This is a genomic window from Nitratireductor sp. (assembly GCF_017794765.1).
GTDB lineage: Bacteria > Pseudomonadota > Alphaproteobacteria > Rhizobiales > Rhizobiaceae > Nitratireductor.
The window spans coordinates 1581156-1597108 of record NZ_CP051236.1; the positions used below are offsets into that span (position 1 = coordinate 1581156).

A 15953-nucleotide genomic window follows, 5' to 3' on the forward strand; every position below is an offset into this window, starting at 1 on the left:
GATGAAACTCGAGACAATCACAGCCACCGAGACGGTCGGGGATCTCATTGCCCGCTATCTCGCAGAGATCGGCGTTACCACCGTGTTCGGGGTCATCTCCATTCACAACATGCCGATCCTTGACGCCATCGCGCGACAGCAGCGCATCCGGTTCGTGCCGGCGCGCGGCGAGGCGGGCGCCATGAACATGGCCGATGCCTATGCGCGTGTTTCGGGAGAGCTGGGTGTCTGCCTGACCTCCACCGGCACCGCTGCCGGCAATGCGGCGGGCGCACAGGCCGAAGCCCTGACCGCCGGTTCGCGTGTTCTGCATATCACGACGCAGGTCGATCTGGAATTCGCCGACCGTGACCGTGCTGCCATCCACGATGTCCCGCGCCAGCCGGAAATGCTGCGTGGCGTTTCCAAGGCGGTGTTCCGCATGTGGGACGCCAACGGCGCAGTAGGCGCGTTGACCGCCGCGGTTTCGGCAGCACTTTCGGCTCCGAGCGGGCCGGTCAGTCTGGAAATACCGGTCGACGTTCAAAGATCGGTAGCCTGCTCAACAGCACGCATCCACAAACCGCAGCCGATCCGACCGGTGGCGCCCGACAGCGTGATTGACGAGATTGCCGAGCTGGTGAAGGCGGCAAAGCGCCCGCTTCTGTGGCTTGGCGGTGGTGCCAGCGAAGCCGGCAGGGAGGCAACCGAGCTGATGCGTCGCGGTTTTGGCATCGTTACCTCGACCAATGGCCGCGCCATCGTTTCGGAAGCGGAACCAGCGAGCCTGGGCGCCTTCAACATGACGCCGGAGGCCGTCGAGCTATATCAAAGCTGTGATCTGATGATCGTGGTGGGCTCGCGCCTTCGCGGCAATGAAACGCGCAACAACAAGATGCCGCTGCCCCGGCCACTGGTGCAGATCGACGCTGACGCGTCCCAGGGCGGGCGCAACTATCCGGTCGAAGTGTTTGCCCATGGCGACGCCGCAGATACGCTGGCGCGCCTGCTTGAGCGCCTGCCGGACACACTCGACACCGACACCAACCTTTCCTTCGATATCGCCCGCACACGGGCACAGGCCGAAGGCCGGATGCGCGATGTGCTTGGACCCTACCGGGTTGTGGCCGACACGCTGGCTGACCGGGTGTTCACCAATGGCCATGCCTGGGTACGGGACGTCACCATCTCCAACTCCACCTTCGGCAACCGCTATGTGCGCATTGCCGCACCCAATCTCGGCGTTCACGCGCTGGGTGGCGGCATTGGCCAGGGCGTCGCCATGGGCGTCGGGGCAGCGGTTGCCTCCAGGGGGGCGAAGGCGATCACGCTTCTGGGCGACGGCGGAACCATGCTCGGTCTGTCCGAGATGATCACCGCGGTCGAAGAGAATGCGCCGCTCGTCTATCTCCTGATGAACGACAAGGCCTATGGCGTGATCCAGAACATCCAGGACGCACAGTATGACAGCCGCCGCCATTATTCGGCACTGGCGACGCCGGACTTTGCCGGGTTCTGCAAGTCGATCGGCATGCCCCACCGGGTGATTAGCGATGTCGCAGACTTCCCTGCCGCCTTTGATGAAGCTGTCGCCGCTGAAGGGCCGCAGCTCATCGAGATCGATATGTGCGCCATTGGCCCCTTCAACGAAGCCTTTGCCGGCCCGCCGGCGGGTGCTGCAGGCAAGGAGGCGTAGGGAATGAGGCTCGGACTGATCGGCTTTGGCAACATTGCCGGGACGCTGTTTGATTTGCTGGCGAAAACGCTCGATACCCCGCTCGCTCATCTGTGCGTGGTAACGCGACCGGAGTTTGCCGCTGAAACGGAGGTGCGTCTGCGGGCGGATTTTGGTTCCCTGGCAAAGGACATTTCCGTTGCCGGTGATGCCGAAGCGCTGCTCGCCAAAAAGCCGCATCTGGTTGTGGAGTGTGCCGGTCATGCGGCCGTGGTGGCACATGTGCCGCCGGTTTTGCGCGCTGGCACGGATGTGATCATCGTGTCCATCGGCGCGCTATCCGATGCGGCGCTCGAGGCCGATCTTCGGGCGGCAGCCAGCGCCGGCGGCGCACGTCTCATTCTGCCGGCCGGTGCGGTTGGCGGTATCGACCTGCTCTCTGCTCTGGGAGCGGCAGGCGGGCTTGAGGTGCGCTATCGCGGCTCCAAACCGCCGCACGCCTGGAGCGGGACACCCGCCGAAAACACCGTCGATCTGGCGAACCTGACCAAAGCAACCACATTCTTCACGGGCAATGCCCGTGAAGCCGCACGCGATTTTCCAAAGAATGCGAATGTCGCCGCGACGCTGGCACTGGCGGGAGCCGGGTTCGAGGCGACGCATGTGGAGCTGGTCGCCGATCCCTCCGCATCCGGCAATGTGCACGAATATTCGGTCGTTTCACCGCTGGCGAAATACTCGATGCGGATCGAGAACCTGCCATCGGCCGGCAATGCCAAGACATCCGTTTCAACGGTCTACAGCGTTTTGCGCGAGATCCGGAACCGGATCGGTCCGGTGGCGATCTGAGAGGGAAACAAAGATGATCGAACTGCCGCAGAACAGGCTCTTCGTCGGTGGAGAATGGGAAGAGGGAAGCGGTGCCGAGATCACCTCGATCTTCCCGGCCGACGGGAGCGTCAACCGCGTGCTTCGCGGTGCAAGCATCGCCGACGGAGAGCGTGCCATCGAACGCGCGAAGAAGGCGCAGGCAGATCCTGCCTGGCGCAATCTCAAACCGCATGAGCGGGCGCGCTTTCTCTACGCCATAGCCGACGGGATCGAGGCGAATGCAGAGCGTATCTCCCATATCCAGAGCCGTGATACGGGCAAGACCCTGCGGGAGACGGGGGCGCTGGCGGCTTCCGCCGCCGGTACATTCCGCTATTTCGGCGCGGTGCTGGAGAGTTCTGATGAAGCACTGACGGTCCAGCGCGGCGACGCGCTGACCATGTCGGTTCATGAACCGCTCGGTCTTGTGGGCGCGATCACGCCATGGAACTCGCCGATTGCCTCTGATGCGCAAAAGGTCGCTCCGGCGCTGGCTGCCGGAAACGCGGTGCTCTTGAAGCCGGCCTCCTGGTCGCCGCTGGTCTCGCTGGAACTGGCGCGGATCGTCGAGGCGTCGGGCCTGCCCAAGGGGCTGTTTTCGGTGCTGCCGGGCTCGGGACGAGAGATCGGAAACCTTCTGGTCGAGCATCCCGATATCGCCAAGATCAGCTTCACTGGTGGCACGGCGACGGGACGTGCGCTTGCCGTGAAGGCAGCACAGAAACTGATGCCGGTGTCGCTGGAGCTTGGCGGAAAGTCTCCGACCATTGTCTTCGCCGATGCCGATATAGAGCAGGCGCTCGCCGGCGTTCTGTTCGGCATCTTTTCGTCAACGGGCCAGAGTTGCATTGCCGGCGCGCGCCTCTTCGTTGAGCGGCGGATTTATGATCAGTTCGTCGAGCGCCTTGTCGCGGCGACAGGGCGTCTGAAGGTGGGACATCCCTTCGAGGCTGAGACACAGGTTGCGCCGATGGTCCATTTCGATCATCGCGACAGCGTCGCGGAGCATGTCAGAAGGGCGGTCGAGGAGGGAGCCGAACTCCTGACGGGCGGCAAAGCGCCCGAAGGCGAGGTTTTCGACAAGGGTGCATATTATCTGCCCACCATTCTTGCCGGCGTCGACAACACGGCGCGCATCTGCCGTGAAGAGGTATTCGGGCCGGTTCTCGTAGTCCTGCCGTTTGACAGCGAGGAAGACGTCATAGCGCAGGCCAACGATAATGAATATGGTCTGGCGTGCGGCCTGTGGACGCGCGATTTTCCGAAAAGCTGGCGTGTCGGCAATGCCATCGGGGCGGGCACGGTCTGGATCAACACTTACAAGCAGTTTTCAATCTCCACGCCCTTCGGTGGTGAGAAGGAAAGCGGCATGGGGCGCGAGAAGGGTCGCGACGGCATTCGCGCCTATATGGCCCAAAAGTCCTTCTACACTGACCTTTCAGGCGCGCCGCATCCCTGGGCGGCAGCCATGGTGAAAGAACAATGAGCCGGGCGGTCGCCATTGTCGGGTCAGGTCCGTCCGGCTGCTATCTGGCGCAGGCGCTCCTGAAGGCGGAGCCGGATCTCAGCGTCGATCTGATCGACCGTCTACCCGTGCCCTACGGTCTCGTGCGCTATGGCGTGGCGGCCGATCATCAGGGCACCAAGGGGGTGATCCGGCAGTTTGAACGCCTGTTCGAGCGACAGGGGGCAGGGTTCATCGGAAATGTCACTATCGGCGAAGATGTCAGCCTCGATGAGCTGCGCACGGCCTACGATGCCGTGGTACTCGCTGCCGGCCTGTCTGCCGATCGCGCGCTTGGCATTCCCGGCGAAACGCTCAAGGGGGTCCATCGTGCCGGTCGCCTGACACGCGCGCTTTATGAACATCCCGATGCCGAGCCTCTCCCCGAACTGGGGTCGCGCGTGGTCATCATGGGCAATGGCAATGTTGCCATCGATATTCTGCGCCTCCTTGCCAAGACCCCGGAAGAACTGGCGGGCTCCGATCTTGGTGCCCGACCGACCGCCTGGCTTGCCGGTTCTGCAATCGAGGAGATTGAGATTGTCGGTCGTTCGCCGGCAGCAGCGGCAAAGTTCGATCCCGTCATGATCAAGGAACTGGCAAAGCTTGAAGGCGTGAGCATTCGCGTCATCGCTGCGGGCGAGGGCGACGATCCGGAGGCGGCAAAGAAGCTCGCAGCCCTAGAAGCGATTGACGGTCATGGTTCCGGCCCGCGTCGTATCACGTTCCGATTTGGTCTCACGCCAGTCGAGCTTTCGGGCATCGATGGTGATCTGAAGGAAGCGCAGTTCGAGGACGGGCAGGGTAACAGGGTGTCCCTGCAATGCAGCGCCTTTATCACCGCCATTGGTTTCAGCGCCCAGGAAGGCTTGCCACGCGATGCGCTGATTGGCGCGGCGAAGGATGGTGCACTCGGGGTTCTCGATACGGGGCTTTACGCGACGGGCTGGTTCCGCCGCGGCCCGCGCGGAACGATCCCGGACAACCGTGCTGATGCGCAGCGTCTGGCAGAGCGCATCCTTGCGGATTTACAGGCGGGAGATGGATCGCCTGCAAAACCCGGTCGGAGCGCCTTTCCGGACTGGGCGGATGCGGTTGACTATCAGGGCTGGAAACGTATTGACGCGGCTGAACTCGCTGCGGCCCCGGAAAACCGTTGCCGCGCCAAGATTGCCTCGCGCGACGCCATGCTGGCGCTCGCCACTCATCAAGAGGAGCCTCAACAATGAACATCACGGTTCTTTACGGCACCGAGACCGGCAATGCCGAAATGCTGGCCGAGGACGTCATGGCCGAGCTTGAAGGCGAGCATGATGTCGAGTGCAGCAATCTATCGGACTTTGCGCCGGATGCCTTCGATGCCAGGCGGCTGTACCTGATCGTCTGCTCGTCCTATGGCGACGGCGAACTGCCGGCCTCGGCCCAGCCCTTTGCCGACGCCCTGCAGGCAAACATGCCGGATCTGACGGGGGTTCATTTCGGCATTTTCGGTCTCGGTGACACTGAGTACGAAGAGACGTTCGGCTTCGGCAGCAAGACGCTCTCCGAACTTCTGAGTGCAAGGGGGGCAGTGCAGATTGGCGAGCGCATCACGCATGATGCCTCCGGTAGCGACATGGCCGAGGATCTGGCGTTTCCCTGGGCAGCGCAAATCGTGGCGCTGGCTGAGGAAAAAATCGGCGAGACCGTGTGATGAAGGCCGCCGAAATTCGGGCGCTGGTCTGCACACCATGGCGTCATGGGGATTGCGTCGATCTCACGGGCGTCATCTGTGAGGGCCCGCTTGATCTTGCCGGCTGCGACGTCACTGGCGTGAATTTCACGGGTGCCTTCTTTCCGGACGGGTTCGATGCGACAGGCGCGCGCTTTCTTGGCGTCAGCTGGTTCAGCCACAGCCAGTTCGGCAGGGCGGCCAGCTTCGTGGAGTCGGTATTCACCAATGATGCGCGGTTCGATCAGGCAGTCTTTTCCGGGAAGACGTCATTCGAAGGCGCCGAGTTCCGCGGCATCGCCCGGTTCGACCGCGGTGATTTTGTGGCGGGGGCGAATTTTCGCAGCGTTGCGTGCTACGGAAACTTCTCGCTACAAGGCGTATGGATGCGCAAACAGGCGAATTTTCAGGGAGCCGAATGGCTGGGTGGCTTGTGGTGCGAGGCAGCGCAACTGCCCGAGGACACCGACTTTGCTGATACCCAGGTACACGGCCGCTTGTGGCTGCGGCATGCACTCCTCGGCGAAAGGCCGCTGCAAAGCAGCGCCTTTCCGCTTTCGTATGGATACACCTACAATTGATCGGCTGACCAGCCGCGATAGCCCAAAGCTTCTGACATGGAACGGGCAACGGTCTTGAGTTCCCGCTCGATTTTTCCTGCGTGGGGGCCGTTCTCATCAAAGATACTGGCGTGACCGGTCACATTGATGGCGCCGACGGCGCGTGCCTGATGGTCGTGGATCGCGACGGCGGCGGACCCGATCTCGCGTTCAAAGTTTGCAACGCTCCACGCAATTCCACGGGCCCGGTCCGCCTGTAGTTGCTGTTCCAGATCGGCGAGCGTCGTGCGTGTCTTGGTTGTGAAGGATTCCATCGTCTGACCGGCATATAAGGACCGGAGTGAGGCAGTCGGCAGTTCCGCCAGCAGTATACGGCCGATCGTCGTTGCATGCGCAGGCAACCGCGTTCCCTCGCGCACCGTACTGGCGAGGTGGGAATTTGGTGTTTCACGCGCCAGGTAGACGATCTCGCGCCCCTCAAGAACGCCAAGGTGGGCCGACAGGTTAAGTGAATCGACGAGTTGCTTCAGGAAAGGCCGCGCCACATGCAGGATGCTGCGCTCGTTCAACGCTTCCGAGGCGAGGGCGATCAGGCCGGTCCCGAGACGGTACCCGCCATCATCAGCAATAGGTTCGATGATGCTTTCGGCCTCGAGTGTTGCAAGGAGCCGAATGAGCGTCGTTCGGTTGATGTTGAGCGCCTTTGCCGCACTGCTGATGTTGCGGCACCGGTTGCCTGCCGCGATATAGCGAAGCAGCGCAATTGCTCGGGTTACCGGGGGAACCACATAAAGGGGTTCTTTTGTTTCATTTTTATGCTCTTCTGCCACCTATGGCCCCGCTGAATCGGTCTTATTTGCTCACAGTTATCATATTTGAACAGGTTCCAGTAGCAGGCTGGCTTAATGAATGCCGCAAATGTCACGCTTATTTGCCCTCGGGACCGGGAATTGTTCTGCTGATGCTCCCGGAGGGGCGGATTTTCGGCTCCGGCTCCCGTAGCGGAAAGAGATCGCGGCAAGCATTCTCGCTATGATGCCCAAGATGCAAAACCGCATATGAGCTGGAGTTGTCAGTTCGCAGCCGCTGGTGTCGTCCTGGGACCGTTCGCCATGGCGGCTGCAAGCGTATGGAGCTTTGTGCTGTTGGATCCCTTGATCAGCACCATGTCACCGTCACGGATGTCGGCAAGGAACGCCTTGTGCATCTCTTCGAGTGTTGCCGCACGACACCCTTTGCGAGCATCGGGTAGTGCGGCCCAGAAATCCTCGTAGAGAGAGCCGAGAACGTGAACGCGGTCGATGCCGTTTGCCTCGATCAGGGGGGCGAGATCAGTGTGAAAGCGTCGGGCGTCCGTACCCAGCTCTGCCATCTCTCCCAAAAGGGCGATCCGCCGACCATCGCCGGTCCGCTTGCCGAGATTCGCGAAGGCGGCTCTCATGGAGGCCGGGTTGGCGTTATAAGCGTCGTCTATCAGATCGATGGATCGTCCGTTGACGGTGAGCCTATGTTCTGCGCCGCGTCCAGGAAGAGGCAAAAAACTGGGCAGTTGGTTTAGCGCCGCATCAAGGGGGTGCCCGAGGGCCGCCACAGCAGCAAGGATGGCGAGGCTATTCAGCGCCATGTGCTCGCCGGCGGCACCGAGCGCATAGCGCACCGCCTGCCCTTTGATGCAGGCAGCAACAATCCCGTTTGGCGCATCGTAATCGAGGAGCCGGTATTCGCAGTCCTCGCCGGCGCCATAATGGAGGATTTTCAGGTTGCGGGCCTGGGCGGCGGCGTGGACCACATCCCACTCCTGCATGTCGCGGTTGAGGATCGCCACGCCACCGGAGCTCATGCCCTGAAAGATCGCGCTTTTCGTCACGGCGATGTCGCGCGGCGTGGTGGTCTCGGAAAGGTGCGCTGGCGCAATGTTGGTGAAAATGGCGACATCAGGTTTCGCCATGCGCGCGCTCTGACCCATGCGGCCGACCGCCAGCTCGAGCACCACGTGATCCGTATCGGCAGATATCGAGGCAAGGTTCCAGGCGACACCGTGTGGAAGATTGGCATTGTGCGCGGTCTGGGCGACGCTTCCATATGGAGTTAGTGCGTGGGCAAGCATTGCGACAGATGTCGTTTTTCCGGCGCTGCCCGTGATGGCGAGGAGCTTGCCGCTCATGCACTGGCGCGCATGGCGCCCCAGGGCGAGAATGGCTGCACCGGTATCGCTCACCGCAAGAACGGGAATATTGTCGGGGAATGGTGCCTGTGGATCGTCGCTAATGATCGCGGCCGGTGGAGGCTTCATCCCGGCAATCACCTTTGGCGGAATTCCTCTGCCTGTCTTGCCAACACGCATGGTGACCATCTGCCCTGGTTTGCGCGTGGGCGCGTGGATGCACAGTCCCGTGGCTGTCCAGTCAGGCGCCGGCGGAACCATCCAGTGGCCACCCGTTGCCTCGGCAACGCTGGAGGCGTGCCAGATGGCGGCGGTCGGCGTGCGCATGGCAGGCTTGTGGCCGGTGGCACCGCGTGAATCGAGCGCCACCAGTGACTGGAAACCGGGGCGCCGCTCGAGATAATTCCGGTATGCTACGAACCCGGACAAATAGTGCTCCACATCGTCGATGCGCACCCGGAACGCATGGTGGCGAATGAAGAAGCTCCCCGCCACCCGGTTCGGCGTTCGAAAGAACATTGCTGTCTCTGGCCAGAAGAAGCCGTTCAACAGGTATCGGGCGCGAAACTCGAGCGCTTCGCTGAATGCGACAAGATCGATCCTGCGCAGCAGATGCGTCATCTGGGGCATGTCGCCGATCCGACTGATCAAAGAGCGTGCAGCCATCATCAGTTCAAGAAGCGTGGGAAAAGTGGTGATGCGCTGCCGGACGAAGTCCAGATGACCGGCGACATTTTGCAGTCCAAAGATGAAATAGCGCTCTTCCGGTCGATGGCGGGTCAGTTCGTTGACGCAATAGCTCAGCCAATGGTCGTGATGGCGCCAGTGGTTTTCGGCAATGAAGTGGTCGAATGCCTTCTCCACCGCGTCCAGCCAGCGAGGGTCCCTGGTGATGTCGTAGAGACGCATCAGACCGAAGGCGGCTTCGCCCTCGTAATAGATGGTGCGGAAAGCCGTCTTCACTTCCAGGGAGGGATAGTGCAGCACATGGATGAACGATCCGGTTCGCTGATCCTGCATGTATAGGATGCCGAGCGCGAGCATCTCCATCAATGGTAGATGGGTCCGGTCGCCGGTGGTGGTTGTGTATTTGCTGAGCGCGAGCAAAGCGACTGCATTGCCCCCCAGCTTGATTTCGTCTCCGACATCCACCAGGAACGCAGCCCGCCGGCCATCCGGAAGTTCCGCTTCGCGAATGAACTCTCCTTTCATACGTGCGAGCGAGCGGTCTATGGCGTTCTTCAGTGTCGCTTCACGCGTCACTTCCCATGCTTCAAGCATGGCGTAGGTGGTGCTTGCATGACGCAGCGTGTTGTATGCTTCTATTCGACGGTCGAAACAGGGGTGAAATCCGTAAGCGAATGCGCCGTCATCCTTTACCTGCCGGGCGAGATATCCGGAGGCAGACTGCACCAGATGCTCGACCAGGGGTCCGTCGAGAACCTCGATATGCCGCCGCCCGGTGTCCGGTCCCAGCTCGTTCAGTGGATACAGGCCGCCATCGACATCGCGGAACACGCCTTTCGTGGAGAATATGAAAACTGGCTGTTCTTCATTGAATTCCACGGCGGCCCCCCCGGGGTATTTCGACCCCGCATACCGTGCGAAATTCTTTTCGTTGAGGACGGCATGCGCTACGCGATTGCCGCCATAGAGCATCGCGTTTGCGTTCAGCTCCTGCTCGAGAAAGGCCCTGTCAAAGCTGGCATCAAGCGCCACGCCGCACCGAAAATAATTCCGCTTGGTCCGGGCCAGGCTTTCCCTGAGGTTCTTCCATGTGCTGACTTCGGCCCGATCAACCCAGTCCACCCGCAGCCAGCGCCCTTCCAGCCTGTTCTCCCGCATGACCTGCCGCAACTGCGACAACCCGTTTTGCCACGCAGCTTCCAGAGTGTCGCCTGCAGCGTTGACGACGCGCGCACGTGCTTCCCCGTCGGAAACGGAGAAAAACAGCACAACCGGTGGAAACGGCGCCCCAAGCGGCACGATACCTTTGCGCAGAGCCGTTCTGATTTCAGAAAAATCGTCGAATTTCTCGTGTCGCATGGTGTACGCCCTAACGTTCGCGCAGTGCTTCGCGCGCACGGTTGAAAGGTTTGATGAGGTAGTCCAGAACGGTTTTGCTTCCGGTGTGAATGTCGACGGTGGCGACCATGCCGGGCACGATGGGAAAGCGCTTGCCAGCTTTGTTGACGAGCGCGTCGTCCTGGGTCTCGATAAAGACGCGGTAGTAGTATTTGTCCTTTTCCACCTCGTCCTGAATAGTGTCCGGTGAGATCGTCGTTACCTCTCCGTCAATGTCTCCGTAGATCGCGTAGTCATAGGCGCTGATCTTGACGCTCGCTCTCTGGCCCGGATGAATGAAAGCTATGTCGCGTGGCGAGATGCGTGTTTCGATGAGCAATTGATCATCGAGCGGAATGATGTCCATCAGCTTGCCATTGGGGGGGACAACGCCGCCGATGGTGGAAACCTCGATGTTCTTGACGATGCCACGCACAGGTGAGCGGTGGGTCAGCCGCGCGAGACTGTCGGAGCGTCCGCGAACAACCGGAGAAAGGGCGCTCATCTCGGCGTTGGCCTTGGTCAACTCCTCACGGGCGCGAACGAGATACTCGGATTGGACTTCGGCCTTTTTGAGTTCCAGCTCGGCGGCCTGACGCTGGAGGCGGATGATTTCGACATTGCTTGCTGCGCCGATGGCAGACAGCGATTTGTTGATTTCCAGCTCCTTGGTGACGAGAACGAGCGATTCTTCGATCCAGCGCAACGATTCGCGCAGTGAGCGCCGCCGCGCCTCGTAGAGCTCTCGTTCCGATCTGATCAATTCGGGATAGTTGCGAAGTTCGTCAGGAAACTGGAGCGGTGTCTGGTTGACCTCCGCCTGCAGCCTTGCGGAAGCAGCCTGAGCGGCCCGGTACTTGGCCGCGCTTTCCTCAACGTCGGACTCTTTTTTCGTAGGATCGAGCTGGGCCAGTAACTGGCCCGGATTCACCACCTGATCTTCACGAACGTGAAGCGCGGCGAGAATGCCCCCTTCGAAAGATTCAATCGCCTGTTCACGCTTGGTCGGGATGACGCGCCCGCTGCCCGATGACACCTCGTCCAGCATCGCAAAATAAGACCACACAAGTGCTGCCGCCAGCAGAAGGCAAAGAACCCGAACGATGCGCGTGGACCGTGACAGCCGCACATCGTCGTGATCGCCATATTCCCAGCCGGTCACTTCGTCTTTGCGGAGCAGCGCCATGATCAGCTCCCCTCGCTCGCGACTTGACGATTCCCGGATCGGTTGGCCGGCACGACCTTTTTGACGCCCTGCAGTACCTTCAGGGCCGCATCCTTGCTGTCGTCCAGCGCCACGTGACCGTTGTCGAAAACCACGATCCGCTCGACCAGTTCGAGGATGCGCATACGGTGCGTCGCAATCACCACGGTTCTGTCCGTCGCCCAATCGTGGAAGCGTGTTATGAACTGGCGCTCGGTGGCCTCATCCATGGCAGCCGTGGGTTCGTCGAGAAGGACGATCGTCGGTTGTCTGATCAACAGGCGGGCCAGCAACAGGGATTGGCGCTGACCGCCTGAAAGTCCCAGTCCTCCCTCCTGGATGGGGTGATCTAGACCTTTCGGCAGGCGGCGTATGAATTCGTCAGCACCCACCATGGCAAGGGCCTCAAAAAGCGCCTCGTGGGAAGCGTGCGGCGCGCCAAGCGTGACATTGTCCCGGATCGTGCCATGGAAGAGCCGCGCGTTCTGTGTGAGCAGCCCGACATCACGCCTGACATCTGCCGGATCGATCTGGCCGAGCGCAAGACTGTCGAGCGTGACATCTCCGGAAAGCGGTTCCAACATGCCCGAAAGGGCTTGCAGAAATGTCGACTTTCCGGCGCCGTTTTTGCCCAGAACAGCGATCTTCTCCTCAGCCGCAATGTCCAGGTCCTTAACGGTCAGCGCTGGCTTCATACTGAAATCGCCATAGGTAAAAACCGCCATGCGCATGCGGTATGAGCCGCGCAGGGCCGCTGCTGGCACTCGCACCTCCGCATCGGGATGATCAACCGGCATTTCCATAATGGTGTTGAGGCTTTTCAAACCGACTTTCGCCTGCTGGAGACGGCCGAAAACCTGGGTGATCTGCGCCATCGGCGCCATCATCCGCGAGCCCAGAATGGAACAGGCAACCAGCGCGCCCGTGGTCATGTCGCCATTCATCACCATCGGCGCTCCGAAGAAAACGATGACGGCGAACGTACCTGTCTGCACCGTATGGCCCCACCCTGTGAGTGCGCTGGTGATCGAGCGAAGGCGCAACTGGGCGCCGGCTGCCACGGCGTTGAAATGGTTCCAGCGCTGCTGGAAGCGCTCCTCGGCCTGCAGTGCTTTCACATCTTCTATMCCCTGCACCGCCTCGACCAGCATTGCGTTGCGCAGTGAGGCCTCCCGCATGGCTTCGCGCGCACTGGCGCGCAGCTTGCCTTGAGCCATCAGGCCCGGAACGATCAGCAGCAGGAGGGCTGCTGCTGGAATGATCACCAGCGGTCCGCCAATGAGCCAGAATATGCCAAGGAAGAGAAAGAAGAACGGAAGGTCCGTGACGGCCGACGCCGTTGTTGACGTGAGCAATTCGCGGACCTGCTCCATATCACGCAATTGCGCAATGAACGTTCCCGTGGATGTGGGGCGGGCGCTGTTCTTCACCCGCAATGCATGGCCGAAAAGAACGTCAGACATCCGCAGGTCGACGCGTTTGCCCACCGTGTCGAGGATGCCCGTTCGCAGCCGACGTATGATGAAATCGAAAAGCACCGCCAGCAACACGCCTGAAAACAGAACGAAGAGGGTGTTCATCGAGTTTGCCGGCACCACCCGGTCATAAACCTGCATTGAGAAGATGATACCCGCCAGCGCGAGGAGGTTGGCCATGAGCGAGGCCAGCATCACATGGGCGTAGGGCCGTAGATCACGCAGAGCAATGCGCCGGAACCAGTGTTTGCGATAGGGGGCGATGTAGGCGTCGACGCGTTCATCGGCGATTGCGCGTTCTGGACGGGCGAGCACCATCAGCCGTGTCTTGGCCAACAGGTCGTCGAGCGGAATGGGAGTGGACTGGCCGGCATCACCGCTGAAGACCACTGATGCGTGACGGTCCGCACTGAGTGCGGTCACAACGCCGACAAGTCCGCTTTCCAGCTCGACCAGAACCGGCAGGCGCCAGGTATGGAGCTTGCGAAACTGCACCGGCTTTGCCTGCAGTCCCAGTTTTCGGGAAACCCTGACGATGCCTTCTGCTTTGTCGGGCGTCTCGAGGGCTTGCGCCAGTTGCCGGGCACCCTGTGCGGAAAACGGCACATTGTAATGCCGCGCCACGTGCTCCAGCGCCTCGATCCAGGCCCAGAGATCTGGCCCATCTCGATCAGGTAGTTCCGTCTGCTCCATGTCGGGGCCGATCATGCGATCCCCTTCGGTTGATCAATCGGTATGTTTCGGTTGCGCGATCTCGTGACCGCGCAACGAAGTGTCTGGGGCTACACGCCCGCCGAGCCGGTGTCGTCCAGGTCGTCTTCTTGCACCAGGTGGCCGAACGGATCGAGAGGCTCGCTTTCGCCGAGGACGGATCCGCCATCGTTGCCCGTGTCCTTGGCAGTAGTGCTTTCCGTGTCCCGCGAAAGCGTCTCGATGTTGTCCAGCGGCACTTCCGGACTGCCTTCCTCATCTAGCAGACCGAGCATTCTTGCGCCGTCCGCAAGTGTGGCCTGGCCAGGGCCGCTCTCTTCCTCGTTCGGTTGGTCGAGCCCTTCGAGCCCGACCACATCCTCCGTGGCAAACAGCGGCTGGGTCGATGCGATTGCGACAAACGTGCCGGGCCCGGCGCCATGCTCGATATCAATGGTGAGCGTGGCTTCGGCAGTCGTGCCGTTCGGATGCTCCAACCGATAGATGAAGACGTCTGACTGGCCGATCGAGGCCGTGTCCGGATCCGGCTCGTAGCTGTACCCGCCATCGGCGAAGATCGTGAGTGTGCCGTAGGAGCCCACAATCTGCGTTCCCGCCTGTGCAGGTTCTTCATAGGTCACCCCGTCAGGCGCCACTTTCAGAACCGTATAGGTTGACCCCAGCGTGTCGTCCTCGAGCACATTGCCCTGTGTCGATACGCCCCCTTCGGCAACGATCTGTGTCAGATCGCTGTTCTCGAAGGTCAGGTCGGCGCTAACGGTGACGCCGATGGCGATCCCGCTATTGGAGACATTTAGGCGATACTGACCTGTCGGCAGGTCATCAATCGTCGCTTCGATTGTTTCGCCAACGATACCGATCACGTCGATCAGCCCGCCCTCGCTGCTGTTCGCGATCTCCACCCAGGCACCGTCAATGAATTGTTCCAGCGAGAACTCGATGGACTCAAGAAGATTGAGCAGACTGGAAGAACTGACTGAAATGGACAGGTCGCTCTCGACCTGATCCGCAACGCTGAAATCATAACTCCCTTCGCCACCGCCCAATACGTTCGTGTACTGGATGGCATTGTCGACCTGCTGCGTGGTCACGACATAGGTCGTGTCGATCCCGGCTGTGCCGGCGTCGTCCACAGCAGTCATGTCGAGCGTGGCGGCTTGGGTCGGATCGAGATCGTTCCACACCAGGCCTTGCCCGGCACTGTCGATCTGCACATAGAGCGTGGCTGTCGAGGTATTTCCTGTCGCAGGATCGTTCAGCGTGTAAGTGAACGCATCCACCTGACCGATACCATCGCCCGCTGCATTGGGCGTATAGGTGTAGCTGCCGTCGGGATCGATGGTGAGCGTGCCATAGGTGCCGACGATGGTCGTTCCCGGTCCGGCCACGGCCTCACCGTTCACCTGTGCGATCACGGTCGTGGGGGTGACATCATCGACCTGCCCGTCGTCATTCACGTCGGTGATGACATTGCCGGAAACCGGAACCGGATCGTAACCACCGATCTCGGTGTAATCGTAGTCAGTGCCGGACACCTGCAGGTCGCCGAGCACACCCGCCCCGACACCTTCGAAGGTCATGAAGGCCCGATACTGGCCGGATTCGAGCAGTTGCTCAACGCGGTACTCGTTTCCGCTCAACAAGCCAAGCTCGAGCAGCGTCGCTTCACCCGTGCCGTCAATGCCGGTCCATTGCGTGCCATCCCATTTCTGGATGACCAGTGCATAGTCGCTGAGCACACCGAGAGAGGCGAGAGCACTGTAATCGAAGTCCGCTTCCAGAGTGTGGTTCTCTTCTACGCTGAAGTCGACGGTGGATGTTCCCAGAACCTCGGCCTGCAGGTCGAGCACACCGATTGAAACCAGTGCCAGATAATTTGCGCTGCCGTGGTCGACGGATGACGACGTCGGGAGGATGTTCACCTCTGCTCTGGCAAAATCATCATAGGCCTGAATATCAGCGTCTGCATCTGCGTCTGCATCTGCGTCGGCATCTGCATCTGCGTCGGCATCTGCATCCGCATCGGCGTCTGCATC

The 15953-nt window shown here is 60.9% G+C and carries 11 protein-coding genes; 6 read left to right on the forward strand and 5 right to left on the reverse strand.

Features of this window, described 5'->3' with window-relative positions:
* The first annotated feature begins 1 nt into the window (after nucleotide 1).
* Genes HF949_RS07520 through HF949_RS07545 form a run of 6 tightly spaced genes read left to right on the forward strand, consistent with a single transcriptional unit; the run spans nucleotide 2 to nucleotide 6320 of the window.
* Nucleotides 2-1675, forward strand: coding sequence for a thiamine pyrophosphate-binding protein (locus tag HF949_RS07520; RefSeq protein WP_292899527.1), 1674 nt, complete (start codon nucleotides 2-4; stop codon nucleotides 1673-1675).
* A 3-nt stretch (nucleotides 1676-1678) separates the two neighbouring features.
* A complete protein-coding gene (locus tag HF949_RS07525) occupies nucleotides 1679-2503 on the forward strand; it encodes an aspartate dehydrogenase (RefSeq protein WP_292899529.1) in 825 nt (274 codons plus the stop codon).
* A 13-nt stretch (nucleotides 2504-2516) separates the two neighbouring features.
* Entirely contained in the window at nucleotides 2517-4010 is a 1494-nt protein-coding gene (locus tag HF949_RS07530) for an aldehyde dehydrogenase (RefSeq protein WP_366931298.1), read from the forward strand.
* Complete coding sequence (locus tag HF949_RS07535) at nucleotides 4007-5257, forward strand: FAD-dependent oxidoreductase (protein WP_292899531.1); 1251 nt, start codon at nucleotides 4007-4009, stop codon at nucleotides 5255-5257. Before HF949_RS07530 ends, HF949_RS07535 begins: the two co-directional genes overlap by 4 nt.
* Nucleotides 5254-5721, forward strand: coding sequence for a flavodoxin domain-containing protein (locus HF949_RS07540; RefSeq protein ID WP_292899532.1), 468 nt, complete (start codon nucleotides 5254-5256; stop codon nucleotides 5719-5721). The genes HF949_RS07535 and HF949_RS07540 overlap by 4 nt, the downstream gene beginning before the upstream one ends.
* Nucleotides 5721-6320 (forward strand): pentapeptide repeat-containing protein, encoded by a 600-nt coding sequence (locus tag HF949_RS07545; RefSeq protein ID WP_292899534.1) that lies wholly within the window; start codon nucleotides 5721-5723, stop codon nucleotides 6318-6320. The genes HF949_RS07540 and HF949_RS07545 overlap by 1 nt, the downstream gene beginning before the upstream one ends.
* Here HF949_RS07545 and HF949_RS07550 read toward each other — a convergent pair.
* The 5 genes from HF949_RS07550 to HF949_RS07570 all read right to left on the reverse strand — a co-directional run.
* Nucleotides 6311-7087 carry an IclR family transcriptional regulator gene (locus HF949_RS07550; protein ID WP_292899536.1) on the reverse strand — a complete coding sequence of 259 codons (777 nt, stop codon included), beginning with the start codon at nucleotides 7085-7087 and terminating at the stop codon, nucleotides 6311-6313. The genes HF949_RS07545 and HF949_RS07550 overlap by 10 nt on opposite strands.
* 284 nt (nucleotides 7088-7371) lie before the next feature.
* Nucleotides 7372-10509: a UDP-N-acetylmuramoyl-tripeptide--D-alanyl-D-alanine ligase gene (locus HF949_RS07555; protein WP_292899538.1), complete on the reverse strand. Its 3138-nt coding sequence runs from the start codon at nucleotides 10507-10509 to the stop codon at nucleotides 7372-7374.
* Nucleotides 10510-10519: 10 nt separating this feature from the next.
* Nucleotides 10520-11713, reverse strand: a complete 1194-nt coding sequence (locus tag HF949_RS07560) for an HlyD family type I secretion periplasmic adaptor subunit (RefSeq protein WP_292899540.1) — start codon at nucleotides 11711-11713, stop codon at nucleotides 10520-10522.
* A gap of 2 nt (nucleotides 11714-11715) precedes the next feature.
* Nucleotides 11716-13914: a type I secretion system permease/ATPase gene (locus HF949_RS07565; RefSeq protein WP_292899541.1), complete on the reverse strand. Its 2199-nt coding sequence runs from the start codon at nucleotides 13912-13914 to the stop codon at nucleotides 11716-11718.
* A gap of 74 nt (nucleotides 13915-13988) precedes the next feature.
* Nucleotides 13989-15953 (reverse strand): Ig-like domain-containing protein (locus tag HF949_RS07570; RefSeq protein WP_292899542.1); only part of this gene is annotated, 1965 nt, incomplete at its 5' end.